The following is a 19,295-nucleotide window of genomic DNA, read 5'->3' as shown; positions in this document are numbered from 1 at the left end:
TCAGCTCTCCTGTCGCTGGCGGCGGGTGGTGGGCTGGGTGACCCGGTCGAGCATCAGGCCGAGGCAGACGATCGCCGCTCCGGCGACGAGGCCGGTGGCCAGGTCGCCCTGGGCGAGGCCGAGGACGACCTCGTAACCGAGGGCGCCGGAGCCGACGAGTCCGCCGATGATGACGACGGCGAGGACCAGCACGACCGCCTGGTTGACGGCGAGCAGCAGGGAGGGCCTGGCCAGCGGGATCTGGACCTGGCGCAGTTGCTGGCCCGGGGTCGCGCCGAGCGAACGGGCGCACTCCATCGCCGCCGGGTCGACGCCCCGCAGACCCTGCGTGGTGATGCGGATGACGGCGGGCAGCGCGTAGACGACCGCGGCAGCGGCGGCGGGGGCACGGCCGACGCCGAACAGAGCGACGACGGGGATCAGGTAGACGAACTGCGGCATGGTCTGGAAGACGTCCAGGACCGGTCGCAGCAGCCTTTCCAGGCGTTCGCTGCGGGCCGTGCCGACGGCGATGCCGAATCCGATGACCAGGGTGACGGCGACGGCGGCGAGGACCTGGCTGAGGGTGTCCATGGAGGGTTCCCACACACCGAGCACTCCGATCGCGGCCATGGCGAGTACGGCGGTGGCGGCGGTGCGCCAGGTGCCGATGGTCCAGGCGAGCGCGGCGACGATCAGCAGCACCGACCACCAGGGCAGTCCGGTGAGCCCGCTGCGCAGCGGGTTGAGGACGCCGCTGGTGAAGTGGGAGGCGAGATCGGCGGTGCCGCCGACGACGGGCACCCCGGTGTAGAGGTGGTCGACCATCCAGTCCTTGGCGGTGTTGACCGGGCCGGCGATCGCCACGGTCACGTCCTCGGGCCAGACCCGGCCGCCGGTGGCACGTCCGGCTGCGGCCACGGCCGCGGTGACGACGGCGGCGAGGGCCCAGCCGCGCCATCCGCGCAGCAGGACCGGGCCGGTGGGCTCGGCGCCGATACGGCGGCCCGCCGCCTCGGTCGTACGGTCGAGCACCACGGCCAGCAGCACGATCGGGATGCCCGCGGCGAGGGCGGCACCGACGTCCACGGAGGACAGGGCCTGGTAGACACGGTCGCCGAGGCCGCCCGCGCCGATCACGGAGGCGATGACGGCCATGGAGAGCGCCATCATGATGGTCTGGTTGAGGCCGAGGAGGAGTTCCTTGCGGGCCAGCGGGAGCCGGGCGCTCAGCAGCCGCTGGCGTCCGGTCGCGCCGAGCGAGGTGACGGCCTCCATGACGCCGCTGTCCGCGCCGCGCAGGCCGAGCGCGGTGAGCCGGGCCATCGGCGGGGCCGCGTACACGACGGTGGCGAGGACGGCACCGGGCACGCCGATGCCGAACACCAGCACCACGGGCAGCAGATACGCGAAGGCGGGCAGCACCTGCATGGTGTCCAGGACCGGGCGCAGCAGGCGGAAGACGCGGTCGGAGAGCCCGGCGGCGAGGCCCAGGAGCAGCCCCAGCACGACGGAGGCGAGGACGGCGACGACCATCAGCGCGAGCGTCTGCATGGTCGGCACCCACATGCCGAGCAGCCCGCAGAGCAGGAACGACACGCCCGCGGTGAGGGCGAGCCGGAGCCCGGCGACGCGCCAGGCGACGGCGGCGGCGAGCACGGTGACACCGGCCCAGCCGAGGGCCAGGAGGACCAGGTAGACGCCGCGTACGGAGAGGACGACGGCGTTGCTGATGTGGCCGAAGAAGTAGAGGAACAGCGGGTGGCTGTCGCGGTTGGAGACGATCCAGTCCGTCACGTCGCCGAGCGGCGCGGAGAGGTCGGCGGTCAGCGCCTCGGGCCAGATCCCGCCGCCCCAGCGGCCGTGCACGACGGGCACGACGACGGCGGCGACGAGCGCGAGCAGCAGGAGCTTCGCGGCGGCGGGGCGTTCGCGGAGGGCGGCCAGCGGCCCCCGGCGCGCACCCGTGGCGACGGGGCGGGCCGGGGTGGCCTGTGCGGTGGCCATCAGAGGGTCACCTCGCTGGAGCCGTCCGGTGCGTCGGGGGCGTCGGGGGCGTCGGATGCCTCGGTTGCTCCGGACGCGACGTCGGCCGGTACGGGTGCGGGCGCGCCGCCGGGTGCGGAGGTCCCGGCGACGACGTCGAGCAGGCACGCGCGGTCGACGACGCCGACGAGGCGGCCGCCGTCCATCACCCGGGCGACGGGGTCGCCGGAGCGGGAGACCGCTTCGATGGCCTCGGAGACGGTGGCGTCGGGGCGCACGGCCGGGCCGTGCTCGCTCTCCCCGGCGAGCGCGGGCCGCATGGCGGTGGCGACGGTGAGGACCTGCTCGCGCGGGACGTCGCGGACGAACTCGCGGACGTAGTCGTCGGCGGGCGAGCCCACGATCTCCTCGGGGGTGCCGAGCTGGACGATACCGCCGTCGCGCATGAGCGCGATCCGGGTGCCCAGCCGCAGGGCCTCGCCGAGGTCGTGGGTGATGAAGACCATGGTGCGGCCCTCCTCGCGGTGCAGCCGGACCACCTCGTCCTGCATCTCGCGGCGGATCAGCGGGTCCAGCGCGCTGAACGGCTCGTCGAAGAGGAGGACGGACGGGTCGACGGCGAGCGCGCGGGCGAGCCCGACGCGCTGCTGCTGGCCGCCGGAGAGCTGCGAGGGGCGGCGGTCCTCCAGCCCGGCGAGACCGACCTTGGCCACCAACTCCGTCGCTTTGGCGCGGCGTTCGGCCTTGCTCAGACCCTGGATCTCCAGGCCGTAGGCGACGTTGTCCAACACCGTGCGGTGCGGCAGGAGTCCGAAGTGCTGGAAGACCATCGCGGCGCGGTGGCGGCGCAGTTCGCGCAGCCGGGCCCGGTCCATCGCGAGGACGTCCTCGCCGTCGATGGCGAGGGTGCCGCTGGTGGGTTCGATCAGCCGGGTCAGACAGCGTACGAGGGTCGACTTGCCGGAGCCGGACAGGCCCATGACGACGAAGACCTCGCCCTTGCGGACGTCGAAGGAGACGTCGCGGACGGCGGCGGTGCAGCCGGTGGCCTCGCGCAGTTCGGCGGGCGGGAGGGAGGCGTGCTCGCTGCCGGGGACGCGGCCGGCCTTGGGGCCGAAGACCTTCCAGAGGTTGCGTACGGAGAACACCGGGTTCTCGTCGGTTCCGGTGGCTCCGGTGTTCCCCGTGGGCTCGGTGGCCTTGAGGGTCTCGGTTCCGGTCATCGGGCATCGCCTCCGGTGCTGGTGCTGGTTCCGGCGGCCGGCGCGGTGTCACGCGCCTGGTCCGCGAGGAGTTCGGCGCACTTCTCGCCGACCATGAGGACGCCGATCATCGGGTTGACGGCGGGCATGGTCGGGAAGACGGACGCGTCGGCGATCCGGATGCCCTGAAGGCCGCGGATGCGCAACTGCGGGTCCACGACGGCCGCTTCGTCGTCGGTGGCGCCCATCTTGCAGGTGCCCGCCGGGTGGTAGACGGTGTGGGCGACCTTGCGGGCGTACTCGCTGATGTCCTCGTCCGAGGTGACCTCGGGGCCGGGGCAGACCTCGCGCCCCAGCCAGTGGGCCAGCGGTTCGGTGCGGGCGATCTCGCGGGCGAGCTTGATGCCGTCGACGAGGGTGCGGCCGTCGTAGTCGTCCTCGTCGGTGAAGTACCGGAAGTCCAGGGCCGGCTTGACCTCGGGGTCGGCGCTGGTGAGGTAGAGGCGGCCCCGGCTGCGCGGCTTGGGGATGTTCGGGGTCATCGACACGCCGTGCTCGGGCTTCTCGTAGCCGAGCCGCTCCGGGTTGTCGGTGAAGGGGATCTGGTAGAAGTGGAACATCAGGTCCGGGCCCCGGGATCCGGGGTCGCGGCGGACGAAGAGTCCCGCGTCGGAGTCCATCGCGGAGTTCTCCGGGATGGGCCCGGTGGTCTCCCAGACGATGACGGACTCGGGGTGGTCGAGCAGGTTCTCGCCGACGCCCGGGAGGTCGTGGCGGACGTCGATGCCGAGGGCGGACAGGTCCTCGCGGGGGCCGATCCCGGAGTGCAGGAGCAGCCGGGGCGTGTCGACCGCGCCCGCGCAGACGATGACCTCGCGGGCGGCGCGCAGCAGGATCTCCTCGCCGTCCTTCGTACGGACGTGTACGCCGGTGGCGCGGGTGCCGTCGAACTCCAGGCGGTACGCCCAGGTCTCCAGCAGGATCCGCAGGTTCGGGCGGTCGCCGGCCTCGATGTGCGGGTGGAGGTAGGCCACCGACGCGGAGGAGCGCTTGTTGTTCTCGGGGTGGTAGGCGAGGTCGAAGAAGCCGACGCCCTCGTGGAACGGCTTGCTGTTGAAGCTGTCCACGCGCGGGACCCCGGCCGCCTCCTGGGCGGCGTCGACGAAGTCGCGGGCGATGGCGTTGCGGTCCTTCTCGTCGACCGGGACGATGTGGTTGCGCAGCTTGGCGAAGTACGGGTCCATCGCGGCGGCGCCCCAGCCCTCGGCGCCCGCCTCGGCCCACTCGTCCCAGTCGCCGGGCAGCGGCTTGAAGCTGATGAGCGTGTTGTGCGAGGAGCAGCCGCCGAGGACGCGGGCGCGGCTGTGCCGGATGTGGCTGTTGCCGCGCGGCTGTTCGGTGGTGGGGTAGTCGTAGTCGAGGTCCCCGCCGAGGAGGCCGAGCCAGCGGCGCAGGGTCAGGACGTCGTCGCGGTCGATGTCGGTGGGGCCGCCCTCGATGACCGTGACGGTCACGTTCGGGTCCTCGGTGAGCCGGGAGGCGATGACCGATCCGGCGGTGCCGCCGCCGACGATCACGTAGTCGGCCACGGGGTCCGCGGGGTCGGGGACGGCGGTGCTGTGGGGGGTGGAGGGCATCGGTCACTGCTCCTTCTGCAAGGTTCGTGCGTGTACGTGGTGCTGCGAACAGCCGGGTGGGGCCGGGCGGTTACGGAAATCGGCCCGGCCCCCGCAGGCGTCAGCCGGCGAACCAGCGCTGGGGGCGCGGGTTGAGGTTCTGGTAGATGTGCTTGGACTCGCGGTACTCGGCGAGCCCCGTCGGGCCGAGCTCGCGTCCCGTGCCGGACTTCCCGAAGCCGCCCCACTCGGCCTGCGGGAGGTAGGGGTGGTAGTCGTTGATCCAGACGGTGCCGTGGCGCAGCCGTCCGGCGACCCGGCGGGCCCGGCCGGCGTCGGTCGTCCAGACGGCGCCCGCGAGGCCGTAGTCGGTGTCGTTGGCCAGCGTGACGGCCTCTTCCTCGGTACGGAAGGTCTCGACGGTGAGGATCGGGCCGAAGGTCTCCTCCCGGACGACCTTCATCCCGCGGTGGCAGCCGTCGAGGACGGTCGGCCGGTAGAAGTAGCCGCCCTCGGGGAGTACGTCGCTCGGCTCGGGGCGTTCGCCGCCGGCCCGGACGGTCGCGCCCTCCTCGCGGGCGGAGGCGACGTACATCTCGACCTTGGCGAGCTGCTGGGCGGAGACGAGGGGGCCGCACTCGACGCCGTCGAGGGTGCCCCGGCCGAGGCGGATGGCGTCGGCGCGGCGGGCCAGCTCGGTGACGAACCGGTCGCGGACGCTCTCCTCGATGATCAGGCGGGCGCCGGCGGAGCAGACCTGGCCGCTGTGGAAGAACGCCGCGTTCAGCGCCTGGTCCACGGCGGTGTCGAAGCCCTCGTCGGTGGCGCAGGCGTCGGCGAAGACCACGTTGGGGTTCTTGCCCCCGAGCTCCAGGGCGACCTTCTTCACGGTCGGCGCGGCGGCCTGGGCCACCTTCGTACCGCTGGCGAGGCCGCCGGTGAAGGAGACCAGGTCGACGTCCGGGTGCTCGGAGAGCCGGGCGCCCACCGGGTCGCCCGCGCCGGTGACGAGGTTGGCGGCCCCGTCGGGGAGCCCGGCCTCGGCGAGGAGCTTGATCAGGTGGACGGTGGAGAGCGGGGTGACCTCGCTGGGCTTGAGCACGAAGGTGTTGCCCGCGGCGAGGGCCGGGGCGATCTTCCAGCTGGCCTGGAGAAGGGGGTAGTTCCAGGGCGCGATGAGGGCGCAGACGCCGACGGGCTCGTGGACGACGATGCTGTGGACGTCGGGGTCGCCCGCGTCGACGACCCGGCCGCCGCTCTCGTTCATCACGAGGTCGGCGAAGTAGCGGAAGGCGCCTGTGACGTCGTCGACGTCGACCCGGCCCTCCTCCAGGGTCTTGCCGGTGTCACGGCTCTCGGTGATCGCGATCTCCTCGCGGTCCCGCTGGAGGAGCTCGGCCACCCTGCGCAGCAGCCCGGCCCGCTCGGCGACGGGCCGGTGCGGCCAGGGGCCGTCGTCGAAGGCGCGCCGGGCCGCCGCGATCGCCGCGTCGGTGTCCGCCACGCCGCCCTCCGCGACGACGGCCAGGACCGTGGCGTCGGCGGGGTCGAGGACCGTGCGGGTCTCGCCCGATACGGCGGCCCGCCAGGTGCCGTCGATGTGGATGGTGCTGAGCTCCAGCATGTCGTGTTTAGCCTTCCGTGCCTGAAATGCCCCCTCCGGTTTCGGCCAGGGCATGCGCATGGCGGGCCGACATCCGGCGCACCAGCGGCCTGGACCCCTCCCCAGTCCGGCGGAATGTATGCCGAGAATTTCACGCAGAGTGACGCGCCTCACGCGCGGCGGCCGTGGCGGAGCGCTTCACGGACACGGGCCGGAGCGTCCCGGCGCTGGTCAGGCGGGGTGTCCCGGGGCAGCCAGCCGGTACGCCGCGCGCTCCCACACCTCCGGCCCCTCCCCCTCGACCGCGGCGGCGAACCGCTCGGGGCGGGCGAGGAGCCGCCGGTGGCCGGGGTGGAGCGCGGTGTGCGCCAGCAGCCAGCCCGCCAGCAGATGCGGGTCCCCCGGGGTGGCCGACCAGCGCTCCCGGTACGCCTCCCGTGCCGATGCGGCCTCGCCCTGGACCAGCAGGACGTCGGCAGGGAGTGATGGGGGGTCCGGCGCCCTGTCCGGGTCCCTGTCCGGGACGGCATCCGCGGCGTCCACGGTATCCGGGCGCAGGTAGAGGGCGCCCCGCACGTCCTGCCAGTGGGTGCGCTCCGCCGCCGGGAGGAGCCGGGGCCGCCGGGGAGGCGGGAGCGGCGCCCCGGAGCGTACCGCCGCCGCCAGCCCGGCGCGCTCCTCCTCCACGCACCGCAGATGCCGCAGCCGCCACTCGGCCCGGTGACCGGCCGCCGCCGCACGGGCCCGCGCCACGACCGCCCCGTCCACCGGTTCGCGCACCCAGCCGTCGACGGTGCGGGTGAGTCCGGCGACCAGTCGGCGGCCGGGCCCGGTGAGCGTCGCGCGGGTCGCGAGGGTGCGCAGGACCGTACGGGTCTGGATGCGGCGGAGCGCGAACCGGAAGGGCGCGAGGTCCAGCGGGTCGGCCGTGCGGTCCCCGATCCGGTCCCGCCAGAACCCGGCGACGCCGACGAAGGCGTACGCCCCGTGGAGGAGGCCCGGCAGATGGCGCGGGTCCGGGCGCCACGGGGCGTAGTGCTCCTCCGTACGGTCGTCGTCGAGCATCGCGAAGAGGTGGAGCAGCGCGCCGAGTTTGCTGTGCTGGAATTCGTGGACCATCGTCTCGGCGAGGGCCGCCGCGTTCGGCGGCTCGGCCACCACCATGGAGCCGAAGGCGTCCGCCGTGGAGGCGCTGAGCCCTTCGACGGGGCCGTTCGGCAGCCGCCCCGGCCAGGGCACGATGCGCCTGATCTCCTCGGGGCGGAGCGTGCCGGGGCGGGTGCCCGATCCTCCGGAAACGCGCGTGGAGCCGGTGCCGGTGGTGAGGTCGGGGCCGGAAGCGGGCGTGGCGCTGGAGCCGGGGGCAGGGTCGGGGCCGGAGCCGGGAGCGGGGACCGGGGCCGGGTCGGCGTCGAGTAGCGCGACCGCTTCGGTGAACAGCCGTGTCCAGGTGGCGAGTTCACGCCGAGTGAGCAGACGTGGCGGTATCGGGCGGTCGAGGTCGCGGTAGGGGTCGGTGTCGTCGAGGGAGACCTCGGGCCCGCCCGGCCTGACCGGCAGCCGGTGCGTCGGCCACCACACGGCGCTCCGCGGTGCGGTGAGCGGGCGTACGGTCAGTGCGATCGCCCCCGTCCCCCGTACGGTCGCGGCGAGGTGCAGCTCCCCCTCGCGCACGCGCGCGCGGACCGGCTGGAAGCCGAGCAGCGGGGAGCCCGGGAGCCGGGCGAGGCCGAGCGTCGGCAGGGGTACGGCGCCTTCTCGCGCCGGTACGACGAGGTCGGCAGCCGTCCCGGCGCGCAGCGCAGCCACCACGGCGACGGCGGCCAGATGCCCGGTGTCCACCCAGAGCGGAGGGCCGACGGAGGTTCCGTGCAGGCGGCGCAGGGTGTGGGCGAGCCAGCTGCCCACCTCCGGACCCGTCAGCAACTCCTCGGCGGAGCCCGGCTTCCGCGCCTCGGCCTCTTCCACGGTCCGCCAGACTGCGCCGAGGTCGGCGGGGCCGAGCAGGGTGGGCCGCTCCTCCAGCCGGTCGAGCAACTCGCCGATCAGGAGGAGGCGTCGGGACCGCTCCCCCTGCGCGAGGAAGCCGATGGCCTCCACCGAACCGCCGCCCGTGGCGAGTTCGTCGAACCAGTGGCCGGGCATCCGTATCGGAACGTGCACCCGCTCTCCTCTGTCGTGGTCCCGACGCGACCCGGAAGACCGCCGCTCCTGGGGCGGGCCGCACAGCGCTCAGTCGGCGCGAGCTCCAGGAGGGGGGTCGCCGGACAGCGTGCTGGTGCGCGCTCTTCGGATCTCCTCCAGCAGACGCCGTCCGGGAGCGGGAGCGAGATCGCGCACGGCGGCGACACCCACCTCCGCGAGGTCCGCGACATCGGACTCCAGGTAGTCAGCCGGATCACCGGCCGATGCCGTCTGCTGCAAGGCCTGTTCCCCCTTGTCGGTCCGGCGGCACACGATGCCACCCGTCTCTTCCCATCATGACGAATGGGTTGCCTTCCGGAAACCCGTGCGATCACGTCGGACGATCAGGGAGCCGGTCGATTCTCGGCCAGGAACTCGCTTATCGCTTCCTCCAGTTCGGCGGCCCGGGCCGGGTCGTCGTCGAGCAGGGTGACGGCACGGTAGAGGTCCCAGGGGCCGTCCGGACGCCGCCGCAGCGTCCGCAGAATGCCGAGGACATCCGTACGGGGCACCGCGTGCCGCGGCATCCGGCCAACCAGGACGGGGTCCAGCTCCGCGACCATCGTCTGGCGTTCGTCGCGGTCGCTCATCAGCGGATAGGCGAGCAGCGCTTCGACCACCCGGGCCAGCCCGCCGCCCGCCCGGGCCCGACCGGGGGCCTCCGCGTCCCGTGGAGCGGGCGGGGCGGGCAGATGTTCCGCGTGTCCGGGGCGGTGCAGCTGGAGCGTGGGGAGCTGGGTATGACGCCCCTCGGCGCGCAGCCGGTCGAAGTGGCCCCGGACAGCGGCGAAGAGCGCCTCCGGGTCGGGGGCCGGACCGCCGGGAAGAGCGGCCAGCTCCCGCAGGAGGATGTCCGAGAAGACACCCTGACCGCGTACCGGATCGTTGGCCGCGCGCTGTCCCCGGTCGGCGGCCAGCAGCACGCTCTGCCGGTGGACCCGCAGACGCTGGCCGGCGGGCAGGCTCCCGTCCGGGATCGTGACGGCGGCGCGGTGGCGCTCCTCGAAGGTCTGGCAGGCGTCGACGATCCAGTTCTGCTGCTCGAACCCGGGCAGGACATCGCTGCTCAGCCGGCGGCGGGCGGACTCCAGGTCGATGTTGCGGCGGTCGGTCTCCGTGGCGTCGGCGCAGTAGAGCCGCAGGTGTTCGTCCCGGTCCAGGACGCCGTGCCCGCCCCACCAGACCCAGAGCAGGTCTCCCTGCCGGGCGGGCAGTTCATGGACCAGGACGCGTCGCAGGGTCTCGTGGTCGGCGTCGCGGTGGCCGGTGACCGCGTCGGTCCGCTCCGCCGGGGCGAGGTGCAGCAGGATGTTGGTGTCCGGCACGCCCGTGGACCGCAGCCAGTCCCGGAAGCGCAACGCGTCGCGGACCGGGCCCGGCAGCGTCCAGCGAGGTCCCGCCGCATAGGCCTCCACGCCGACGACGAGCGCCACCACCCGGGCGGGGTCCACCCCGTGTGCGCTCACGCCGGCCGGGTGGGCCGGGCCCGCGCTCACGGCAGCCGCTCCGCGATGGCGCGGTAGACGGCCGGGTCGCTCCAGTAGGCGCTGTGGGCTGCGGGGAACGGCTGCCGGTTGTCCGTCGCGATGTCTTCGGCCCGGCCGGGGAACACCGGTGCGGCGGCGAAGCCCAGCAGATCGCGGCGGTCGTGGATGTTCAGCCAGGCGGGTACGTGCCCGGGCAGCGGTTCCGGGTGGTCGAGGTGGGGCAGCGCCCCCGTCTCGTACAGGAACGGCGCCTGCGAGCCCACCGTGACCAGCAGCCGGACGCCGGGCAAGGGGGCCTCGATCAGGGTGTCGAGGGCGATGATCCCGCCGAGGCTGTGGCCGAGGAGGACCACGGGCGGCTCGGCATCGGCGGCCAGCTCGCGCAGGGCGGTGCGCAGAGGGCCGCCGCGGACGAGGAACTTGAGCACGTCGCCCGCGGCCGGGTGGACGGCCCCGGTGAGGGCGCGGCGGCGGCGCACCGCGTAACGGGAGCCGAGCCGCAGCACGGGCCGGCCGATCAGCCGGCCCACCGGCCCCCGGGTGGAGCCGGGCGCGGTGGCGCCGAGCTCCCGGGCGATCCGGTCCACGGCGGCGTCGCGGGCGGGGCCGTCGCAGAGGACGGGGGCGTCCGCCGCCAGGGCCGCCCCGATCACGGCGGCGGCCAGCGCACGGGCCAGGAGCGGCGCCAGGTCTTCGGGATCCAGGGCTTCGGCCGCCGGGGCGAGCAGGGGGCTGCGGGCGAGGTCGGCGGCCCGTGCTCCGAGGCCGGGCCCCAGCTCCGGGGCGACGCTCTCGCCCCGGGCCGCCAGGGCCGCGAGGCGCTCCCGGAACTCCTCGTCCGGGAAGGCGGCGCCCGGGGGCGCCTCCCCCGAGGGGCCGCGCGTGGCGGCGAGGGCCAGCTCCGCCTCCGGGTCCCGGTACAGGCGTTCCCAGGCGGTGGTCTCCGCGTCCTCCCCGTCCTCCTCGCCCGCCACGTCCCGTTCGGTGGCCCCGGTCCTGTCCGGCGGGATGCTGGCCCCGCCCGCGGCGAGCCGGGCGCCGTGCCGCTCGCCCCAGTCGAGCGGCACGACCCGCACGCCCGGGGCGGCCTCGGCGAGCGAGGCCGTGACCCGTGCGTTCAGGGTCTCGGTGTGCGGTGGCCGCACCCCCGTACCGTGGATGAATACGACCGTGGTCATGCATCGCCCCCATCAGTGGTGTTCCCGTCGGCCGCACCCCGTCGCACCCCGGCCGTCCGCGGTCTTCCGGTTCGCCCGTCACACGTCGGGGGCCCGGCCTCCCGGCCCCGCCCCGTACCGATCCGTCACCTCACAGCGGGATCACCGTCGGGTCGTACTCGATGCGCTGGTGCAGCCGGGCCGAGGTCCGCCACGGGTGCTCCTCCCCCAGCACACGCGTCAGGCCCTCCACCGCCTGCGCGTTGAGCCGGTCCGCCTCCGCAGAGTGGCCGAGTCCGCGATGGTCCAGCGAGAGGTTCGCGACGCAGACGAGGGTGAAGGGGTGATCCTCGCCCGCCACTTCGGTGAGCAGGGGCAGCGTGGCGCTGTCGGCCTCCAGGGCGCCGGCGAAGTCCAGCCGGGCGTAGTGGTCGTTGGCCCGGCCCAACGCGGCGGCCAGTGAGTAGACGTGGCGCTCCCCCAGGTCCGCCCGGAGCCGTTCCCCGGCGACCGTGTCCAGCCGCTCGGCCTCCTCCACCTCGCCCACGGCCCGCAGGGTGGCGGCCACGTTGATCATGGCGCACAGGGTGTACGGGTGGTGCTCGCCGAAGATGTTCCGGTAGCCGTCGAGGGTCTGCCGGCCGAGGCGACGGGAGTCCTCCAGCCTGCCCGCGATCCGGCGGTCGACGACCGCCGCCAGGGCCGCCCCCAGCGTTTCCGGGTACGCGGCGCCGTACCTGCTGGTGAAGCGCTCCAGGATCTCCTCGACCAGCTCCGCCGCCCCCTCCAGGAATCCGGCCCGGCGCCGGCAGATCGCGAGGTTCAGCGCGGCCCGGATGGTCGCCGCGTTGGTGGGGCCGAAGTGGGTGCGGTAGGTCTGGTAGGTCGACTCCTGCAGGGCCCGGGCCTCCAGGAAGTCGCCCGCCTCGCGGGTGTCCAGCGCCAGGGCGCTCAGGGTGTTCACGGTGAGCCCGCTGGTCGGCCCGTAGAGCAACTCCCGCTGCCTGGCGGACTCCTCGTCGATCTCCCGCGCCTGCCGGAAGTCGCCGTTCACCCGCAGTGAGAGGCCGTAGCTGTGGGCCGCGTTCAGCGTCGTCGGGTCCTCCGGGCCGTAGAGGTCGCTCGCCCGCTCGTATGCCTCGGCGCTCAGCTCACGGGCGGCCTCGAAGTCGCCCCGGTACCGCAGCGAGCCGGCCTGCTGGAGCATGGAGTCGATCACCTCCTCCTCGGGGATCGGCGCGGTGCGCGAGACCTCCATGGCCTGTTCGCTCAGTGCCGCGGCCTCCGCGATCCGGCCGAGGTGGTGGAGGTAGAAGCCGAGCATCTTCGTGATCCGGATGACGTGCAGGTCGTCCTCGGCGGACTGCTCGCTCCATGCCTCCCAGGCCTGCCGCGTCAGGTCCGCGCCCGCCTCGTGCGCTCCCCAGTAGTAGAGGAAGGTGACCATGTCGAACACCAGGTCGCGCACCCAGGCGTCCGAGCTGCCGACCGCGTCGGAGGCGATCATGTGGGGCAGCAGTCCGAGGTAGGCGGGCCACTGTTCCGGCGAGGCGGGCAGCCCCGGTTTGGCGGTGGTGAGGAGCAGGTGGGCGGCGTTGCGCATCCGCTCCCGGTCCTCCGGGTCCAGCCGGGCGACGATCACGTTCTGCATGAGCCGGTGCATCTGGAGCGTGCCGGCCTTGTGGTCGAGGCGGACCAGCGAGAGCTTGCTCAGGTCGCGGGTGGCGCGGGCGAGCAGCAGCGGGTCGCGCAGCACGGGGTCCAGCTCCGGGGTGATCTGGACGTTGCGGCCGCCGCGCAGCATGCTCAGCGGGATCGGCTCGGGCGCCATGCAGGCGCAGATCTGGAGGAGTTGGCGGGCGGCCGGGTTCTCGGCGGTGAGCCTGCCGAGCGAGATGTCCCAGACCGCGGCGACGGGCACGGGGTAGTCGGGGGACGGGGCAAGGTCGAGGATCTCGGGGCGGCGTTCGTCCAGTAGTTGCAGGTACTCGTCGACCGGCATGCCGGTGGCCGCGTGCCAGGCCCCGGCCTGCTCGACGGCGAGCGGCAGGTCGCCGAGCGCCTCGGCTAGCCGGCCCGCGTCCTGTGTGCTCAGCCCCCGGGCGCGGCGCTGGAGCAGGGCGATGCTCTCCTCGCGGTCGAAGACGTCGACGCTGAGGGGTGTGGCGACCCGCTCCCACTCCCGGTTGCGGGAGGTGACGATGATCTTCCCCGGGCCGCCGTTGGGGAAGTACGAGCGCACCGCGTCGATGTCCTCGGCGTTGTCGAACACCAGCAGCCAGTTGTCGAAGGGCTTGCCGGTGCGCAGGGCCTCCCGGACGGCGGGCACCGCGGTGTTCGCCTGCGGTCCGACCTCCAGGCCGAGGCTCGCCGCCAGCTCGGCGAGCGCGGCCAGGATCAGGCTCTCCTGTTCGGCGGGGATCCACCAGATGACGTTGTAGTCGCCGCTGTGGCGGTAGACGTACTCCACCGCGATCTGCGATTTGCCCACGCCGCCGAGGCCGTGCAGAGCGTGCGGGAGGACCGCCGTCGTCTCGTCCTCGGCCAGCTGCCGCTCCACGGCGGCGAGGAGCGACTCGCGGCCCGTGAAATTGGGATTCTTGGGCGGTACGTTGCCCATGATCTTCGGCTGGCCCGAACGGACGAAGGGGGCTTTTGACGCTTTGGCTTTCATCTCCTCGCGAGCCCTCCGGGCTGGGTCGTCAGCCGGTACCGAGGTGTCAGCTGCTGTGGGTGACGTGGGCGGCACGGATCCTCCTGGTGAAACGACGCTGTCCGGTAGCAGCTTTTCCCAATTCGGGATGTCTTTCATCGGTTTCGCACCCGTCTCACCCGGCCGGGCAGCGTGGCCGCCCGAGGGACCCGTCAGCCGGGCGGCCACCCGGGCGGCCCGGCCGGCGTACGGGCCTGCCAGCGCCCGGAGGACCGCCAGTTCGACCCGGAGCCAGGGGCGGGCGCCGGGCTCCGTGCCGGGCAGGGCGGTGCGGACCGGGTCGTGGAGGGCGGCACGAAGCCGGGCGCCGTGGCCCTGCCCCGTCCGCAGCTCCGCCAGGAGGTTGACCGTACGGGCGAGTTGGGTCCGGGTGCTGATGGCCAGGAGGGCTTCGCGTACGCCGTCGGCGAAGTCCGGACCGTTCTCGCCACCGGTTCCCCAGTCGATCAGTCCGCCCATCATGACCTCGGCGAAGTGCTCCGGCCCGGCGTCCGGCAGGGCCAGGTCGCGCAGTTCCTCGATGACGGCGAAGTCTATCGGGGCGAGGGCCAGCAGTCCGGCGAGCTGCCGGGCCAGGGGGCTGGCGAGCGAGCGGAATCTGCGGACGGCGGCGGCCGCCGCGCGGGGGCCGTCGACGACCGGCCGGCGCAGCCCGGGGGCGGAGGCGCCCTTGGCCAGCGCGCCCGCCAGGACGACCGGCAGGATCCGCCGCACCCCGCGTTCGCCGGTCACCAGGTCGGCCCAGGCGCGGAAGGAGCCGACGCGGACGCTGAGCACCGGAACGGGCACGGTGTCGTCGTCCGGTTCGGGCAACGGCCGGACGGGGTCGTGGGCGCCGAGGGGCGGGCGGCAGTGGAAGCGCCGGTTCGGCGCGCCGAACCCTCCGGCGTCCAGTTGGGCGCGGAAGGGGAACAGCGAGGACCGGTGGCGCAGATAGGGCGGCAGGAGGTGGACGAGCGCGGTCGGCCCGCCCGAGGCGAGCCGTTCCAGTAACCGGTCGGCCCCGGGGCCCGCCCAGCCGTGGGCGAGTCCGTCCGTGACGACGAGGAAGAGCCGCGAGCTGCGGCCGTCGATCAGTTCGGCGGGGTCGCCGTCGCGCCCGCCGGGCCAGCGCAGCGCGGGTTCGCCGGTACCGGTCGGGAGGGTCACCCCGACCGTGCGGACATCCCGGAAGGCCCCGCTGTGGGCGGCCTCGTCGGCGATCTGCCGGACGGTGCCCCGCCACGGCGGCATGGTGGGGGCACGGTCGACGAGGAGCATCAGGTCGAAGGCGCGCTCACGGTCGGGGAGGAAGTAGGGGACCCACAGCCCGTCGGTGAGCCCGTGCTCGGCGGTGCTCTCCTCGTCCAGGGCGCTCAGGCCCCCGGTGGGCACCCTGCGGCCCAGCCCGCGCAGGGACCTGGCCAGCGTCGACGGGCCCCGGCGCACGGTGCGGGGGCCGCGGCCCGGGAGCCGGTCGGGGCCGGTGCGGGTGCGCTCCACGGAGGTGCGGACCTCCCGTTCGTACGCCCGTGCTCCCGGCAGCCCGGACGCCCCGGGCACGATGTCGGGTTCGGGGCGGGCCGGCGGGTCGGGAAGCGCTTCGGGCGGAGGACCGGGCGTGTCGGGGTGCTCTTCGCCGTGGGGCGGGTGGTCCGGGGCGGTCCCGGTGGCGCGGTCGGCGCCGATCCGCGCGGCGGCGAGCCAGGCGGCGTCGGCGAGCCCCGTCCAGTCGGCCCCGCCCGGGTCGTTGGGGCTGCCGTCCTCGTACCGGTCGCCGGTGGCGTGATCGGGGGAGCCGGCCGGCACGGACGCGGGGTCCGGAGCACGCTCCCTGGGCAAGCCGTTCATCAGCGGCCCTTCGAGAGGTCTCGGAGGAGCATCTCCAGGAGTTTACGCCCGTCGGCATCCGCTTGGAAACCGCCCGCGGTGGTCAGCTGGACGGCGTTGAGCAACTGGTCGATCGACTGGGTGCCGCCCCCGCGCAGCCGGTCCTCGAACTCCTCCACCAGTGCCTCGACACCCTCCGGGCGCCGCCGCAGATGGCTCACGACGATCCCGATCAGCTGCTCGCGGCCCGGCGGCTCCATCTCCAGCGGCAGACAGCGGCGGCGGAACGCTGCGGGGAACTCCCGTTCACCGTTGCTGGTGATGACCACGACGGGGAACTGCGCGCACTCGACCCGGCCGCCCTCGACCGTCGCCGTGCCGCGCGGATCGTCGGTGAAGACCGTCGCCGACTCCTCGTTGCTGCGCACGAGTTCGGGGATCTCGTAGCTGCCGTTCTCCAGGACGTGCAGGAGGTCGTTGGGCAGGTCGATATCGCTCTTGTCCAACTCGTCGACGAGCAGCACCCGGGGGCGCTCGTAGGCGAGCAGCGCGGTGCCGAGCGGGCCGAGGGTGACGAAGTCGCCCAGCGCGGGCGGCCCTTCGCCGGGCGCGGGGTCGGGGCCGGGCCCGTCCTGGGTGCCGGCGGCCCGCCACGCGGCTATGGCCTGGGCGCGGCCGATCGCGTCGTACGCGTACAGGCCCCCCTTGAGCGTGCTGCGGCTGACGACGCTCCAGGGCAGGACCCGGCCCAGGCCCAGCTCACGGGCGATCAAGTAGGCGAGGGTGGACTTGCCGACGCCGGGCGGACCGGTGACGAGCAGCGGGCGGCGCAGCAGCAGGGCCGCGTTGACCGCGTCGATCTCCTCACGGCGCAGTTGCGGACCGTCCTGGATCCGGCCCAGACGCCGTTCGGCCGCCCGGTCGTCCTCGGGCGGTGGCGGCTGGAGGGGGGCGCCGGGGAAGGTGCGCCAGGGGGGTGGCTCGGGCAGCTCCGGCGGTTCGGCCCCGGGCGCCTTTCCGGTCGCGTGGAACACCCACCAGGGTGGCGGCGACGGTGGTGCGGCGGGGGTCTGTCCGGTCATGCCGACAACAACTCCTCACGATCGACCAGTCGGTGCGGATCGTCCCAGAGGAAGGCGATGTGCCGGCCCAGCCACAGCGGGCCGTCCTCCTCCATCTCCGCCCCGATCCTCAGCCTGTTCACCGTTTCCGGCAGTTGTGCGTACGAGTGGCCCAGGAGCAGTGTGAGGAGCTCGCTGGACTGCGAGGTGCTCTCCGCTCTGCGGTCCCAGGCGGCGAGGCCGATGCCCTCGGCGAGGGCGCTCTGGAGTGCCTCCAGTCCGTGCCCACGGACGGCGGGCTCGTCGAGGATCACCGCGGTCAGCGACTCGTCGCCCGCGAGCCGCGCGCGCCAGCGTTCGAAGCCGTCCCGGTCGGCCGCCCTCCACCGGTGGGCGGCGGGGGCGGGGGCGGTCCGCAGCCGGTCCCAGCGGGCCTGCCAGCGGCGCAGTTGCCCGGCGTCGCCGCGCATCCGGTCCAGGCTGCGCAGATGGACCCGGTAGCGCATCCCGATCGGCCACGACCTCGGGGTCCGGGTACCCAGTTCCAGGCGGGCCATGTCGTGGTTGAGGAGGTCGAAGGGGAGCAGGAACTCGACGTGGACGGGGCCCGCCCGGGCCACGGGGCGGTCGGCCCACAGCGACTCGCCCCGGTCGACGGCGCGTTCGACCGCGGCGGCCAGGGTGTCCAGGGTGGCGGTCTCGACGGAGCCCGGTTCCGGCCGCCAGTAGCCGGGGGTCTTGTTGATCCAGTGCCGGACGAAGACGTCCGGGGAGCCGTCCCGTGCCGGGTCGACCATCACCACGAGGCAGCGGGGCACGGTCGGGTCGGGGGCGGCGGGGCTCTTCAGGCGCTGCCGGCAGTCGGCGAGGGCCTCGGCGGCCCCGGGGACGGGTGCCCGGGCGTCGTCGGCCGGTGCGGTGGGGTCTCCCGCGGCCCAGCGGTCCGACCACCCGCGCAGGGGTGCGCCGCGCTCCGCCGAGAGGGCCGCCGCCACCTCGGCCAGGACGACGGCGGCCGGGAGACCGTCCGCGCACGCGGTCATGTCCTGGGCGTGGTCGAAGAGTTCGGCCGGTGTTCCGTGATCGGGGAGCTCGCCGGGGAGTTCCTCGGCGAGGAGGGCGCGCAACCGTACGGGGTCGATGTCCGTCGCCTCGCCGAGCAGCCGGCGCGCCTGGCGGGCGACATCGTCGGCGAAGACGGGCGCGGGCCAGGGCAACCGCCGCTCCTGGTCGGTCCGGATGCCCGCCTCGGCGGCGATCCGGTCGGCGTCGTCCTTGCCGGAGACGGTGCGGACCGCGTAGATCAGCGCCTCGGGGCCGCCGGGGTGGTGCATCACCTTGCGGACCACATGCATCATGTCGGTGCGGGGCGTGCTGTCCGGGTGGGTGAGTTCGATGTCGAGGCGGTAGGCCACGGCGTGCACGAACTCGATCCGCTGGGTGCGGTCCTTGACGCAGTCGAGCAGGGTCAGTTCATCGACCAGGGTCTGGGCCAGGTCCGGCCCCGGGTGCCCGCGTGGGACAGGATTCATCGCCGACCATCCCCCCGCCGAGTCGGTCAACTCACATGGCTGAACGCGAAGTTACCACGGTTGAATCTTCGGCAACCAGGATCTTGCCCGCCCCCGTCGCACCCTTTCGACCTCCGTGTCAGACCTCGACAGCGGCCGTCGCGGGCCGGGCCCGCCGGAACTCCAGGTCCCGTTCGGGCACGAGGCCGAGGGGGCCCGCCGACCGGAGCACCACGTCCAGGGCGCGGTCGGGGTCGGCGGCGTACACCGTGCTGAACCACGCCATGTTGGCCTCGACGACCGCCCACGCGGGGGCGCGGCCGGGCCGGCGCATCCGTCCGACGTCCACGACGACGGCTCCGGGCAAGGTGTCCCCGCACTCCTCGGTGAGCCGGCCGACGAAGGCCCGGACGGCGGACTCCTGGGGGTGGCCCGCCAGTGGGGCGGCGTCGAGCCGCCCGTACACGGCGTACTGCGACCCGGTGCGGATCTCACCGTCCAGCAGGAAGATCCTGAACTCGTCCTGCCAGATGACGACTTCGCTGATCTGGACGAGAGGGTCGCCGGAGCCGGGCGGGGACGGCGGGAGCGAGGAGCCGTCCGGGTGGACCGCGGCGGGGAAGCTCTTGTCGGTGGGCGGTTTGACGAAGAGCGGGCCGGTGCGGCGGCGGGCCTCGGAGAGGGGCACCCGGCGGACGTCGCGGCCGGTGAAGGCGAGGGGCAGCCCGTCCAGCCATCCCTCGTGCGGCTCCAGGAGCGCCACCCCGAGCGGACCGGCGACCCGGGCCGCGAAGCGCGGTCCCCCGTAGTAGTGCGCGTCCGCCCGCCCCCGGTGTGGTTCGGGCACTCCGTCGGCGGGCAGCACGGTGACCTCCATGCCCCGTCGGCGGGCCGCGTCGGCGAGGAGGGAGGCCGTGCCGGAGCGGTGCGGCGCGCGCGCCAGGAACCCCGGTCCGGATGTCATACGCCCTCCTCTCCTCCGCCGCC

General features: G+C 74.2%; 12 protein-coding genes. All 12 read right to left on the bottom strand.

Annotation, left to right across the window (positions count from 1 at the left end):
- The 12 genes from IE145_RS25050 to IE145_RS24995 all read right to left on the bottom strand — a co-directional run bounded on the left by IE145_RS25050 (position 1) and on the right by IE145_RS24995 (position 19,272).
- Positions 1-1,986: an ABC transporter permease gene (locus IE145_RS25050; RefSeq protein WP_189527713.1), complete on the bottom strand. Its 1,986-nt coding sequence runs from the start codon at positions 1,984-1,986 to the stop codon at positions 1-3.
- On the bottom strand, positions 1,986-3,188 hold the full coding sequence (locus tag IE145_RS25045) for a quaternary amine ABC transporter ATP-binding protein (RefSeq protein ID WP_189527712.1): 1,203 nt from the start codon (positions 3,186-3,188) through the stop codon (positions 1,986-1,988). Before IE145_RS25045 ends, IE145_RS25050 begins: the two co-directional genes overlap by 1 nt.
- Positions 3,185-4,804: a GMC family oxidoreductase gene (locus tag IE145_RS25040; RefSeq protein WP_189527711.1), complete on the bottom strand. Its 1,620-nt coding sequence runs from the start codon at positions 4,802-4,804 to the stop codon at positions 3,185-3,187. Before IE145_RS25040 ends, IE145_RS25045 begins: the two co-directional genes overlap by 4 nt.
- Before the next feature lie 100 nt (positions 4,805-4,904).
- Positions 4,905-6,407: an aldehyde dehydrogenase family protein gene (locus IE145_RS25035; protein WP_189527710.1), complete on the bottom strand. Its 1,503-nt coding sequence runs from the start codon at positions 6,405-6,407 to the stop codon at positions 4,905-4,907.
- Positions 6,408-6,617: 210 nt separating this feature from the next.
- Positions 6,618-8,549, bottom strand: a complete 1,932-nt coding sequence (locus IE145_RS25030) for an HEXXH motif domain-containing protein (RefSeq protein ID WP_189527709.1) — start codon at positions 8,547-8,549, stop codon at positions 6,618-6,620.
- A 69-nt stretch (positions 8,550-8,618) separates the two neighbouring features.
- Complete coding sequence (locus tag IE145_RS25025) at positions 8,619-8,810, bottom strand: hypothetical protein (protein WP_229825799.1); 192 nt, start codon at positions 8,808-8,810, stop codon at positions 8,619-8,621.
- 104 nt (positions 8,811-8,914) lie between these two features.
- Positions 8,915-10,066 carry an effector-associated domain 2-containing protein gene (locus tag IE145_RS25020; RefSeq protein WP_229825798.1) on the bottom strand — a complete coding sequence of 384 codons (1,152 nt, stop codon included), beginning with the start codon at positions 10,064-10,066 and terminating at the stop codon, positions 8,915-8,917.
- A complete protein-coding gene (locus IE145_RS25015; RefSeq protein WP_189527708.1) occupies positions 10,063-11,235 on the bottom strand; it encodes an alpha/beta fold hydrolase in 1,173 nt (390 codons plus the stop codon). Before IE145_RS25015 ends, IE145_RS25020 begins: the two co-directional genes overlap by 4 nt.
- 130 nt (positions 11,236-11,365) lie before the next feature.
- On the bottom strand, positions 11,366-15,757 hold the full coding sequence (gene fxsT / locus IE145_RS25010; RefSeq protein ID WP_189527707.1) for an FxSxx-COOH system tetratricopeptide repeat protein: 4,392 nt from the start codon (positions 15,755-15,757) through the stop codon (positions 11,366-11,368).
- A complete protein-coding gene (locus IE145_RS25005; protein WP_189527706.1) occupies positions 15,757-16,818 on the bottom strand; it encodes an AAA family ATPase in 1,062 nt (353 codons plus the stop codon). Before IE145_RS25005 ends, fxsT begins: the two co-directional genes overlap by 1 nt.
- Positions 16,815-18,329 carry a VMAP-C domain-containing protein gene (locus IE145_RS25000; RefSeq protein ID WP_189527705.1) on the bottom strand — a complete coding sequence of 505 codons (1,515 nt, stop codon included), beginning with the start codon at positions 18,327-18,329 and terminating at the stop codon, positions 16,815-16,817. Before IE145_RS25000 ends, IE145_RS25005 begins: the two co-directional genes overlap by 4 nt.
- Before the next feature lie 118 nt (positions 18,330-18,447).
- Positions 18,448-19,272, bottom strand: a complete 825-nt coding sequence (locus IE145_RS24995; RefSeq protein ID WP_189527704.1) for an ATP-grasp domain-containing protein — start codon at positions 19,270-19,272, stop codon at positions 18,448-18,450.
- Positions 19,273-19,295 lie beyond the last annotated feature (23 nt).

It is taken from the genome of Streptomyces sindenensis (assembly GCF_014649035.1).
Lineage (GTDB): Bacteria > Actinomycetota > Actinomycetes > Streptomycetales > Streptomycetaceae > Streptomyces > Streptomyces sindenensis.
This window is presented reverse-complemented; position numbering and strand designations above follow the sequence as displayed.

Coding starts and splice junctions, on each gene's coding strand:
- IE145_RS25040 (WP_189527711.1), bottom strand. CDS start 4,804: ATGCCCTCCACCCCCCACAGCACCGCCGTCCCCGACCCCGCGGACCCC.
- IE145_RS24995 (WP_189527704.1), bottom strand. CDS start 19,272: ATGACATCCGGACCGGGGTTCCTGGCGCGCGCGCCGCACCGCTCCGGC.
- IE145_RS25050 (WP_189527713.1), bottom strand. CDS start 1,986: ATGGCCACCGCACAGGCCACCCCGGCCCGCCCCGTCGCCACGGGTGCG.
- IE145_RS25015 (WP_189527708.1), bottom strand. CDS start 11,235: ATGACCACGGTCGTATTCATCCACGGTACGGGGGTGCGGCCACCGCAC.
- IE145_RS25000 (WP_189527705.1), bottom strand. CDS start 18,329: ATGAATCCTGTCCCACGCGGGCACCCGGGGCCGGACCTGGCCCAGACC.
- IE145_RS25045 (WP_189527712.1), bottom strand. CDS start 3,188: ATGACCGGAACCGAGACCCTCAAGGCCACCGAGCCCACGGGGAACACC.
- fxsT (WP_189527707.1), bottom strand. CDS start 15,757: ATGAACGGCTTGCCCAGGGAGCGTGCTCCGGACCCCGCGTCCGTGCCG.
- IE145_RS25035 (WP_189527710.1), bottom strand. CDS start 6,407: ATGCTGGAGCTCAGCACCATCCACATCGACGGCACCTGGCGGGCCGCC.
- IE145_RS25005 (WP_189527706.1), bottom strand. CDS start 16,818: ATGACCGGACAGACCCCCGCCGCACCACCGTCGCCGCCACCCTGGTGG.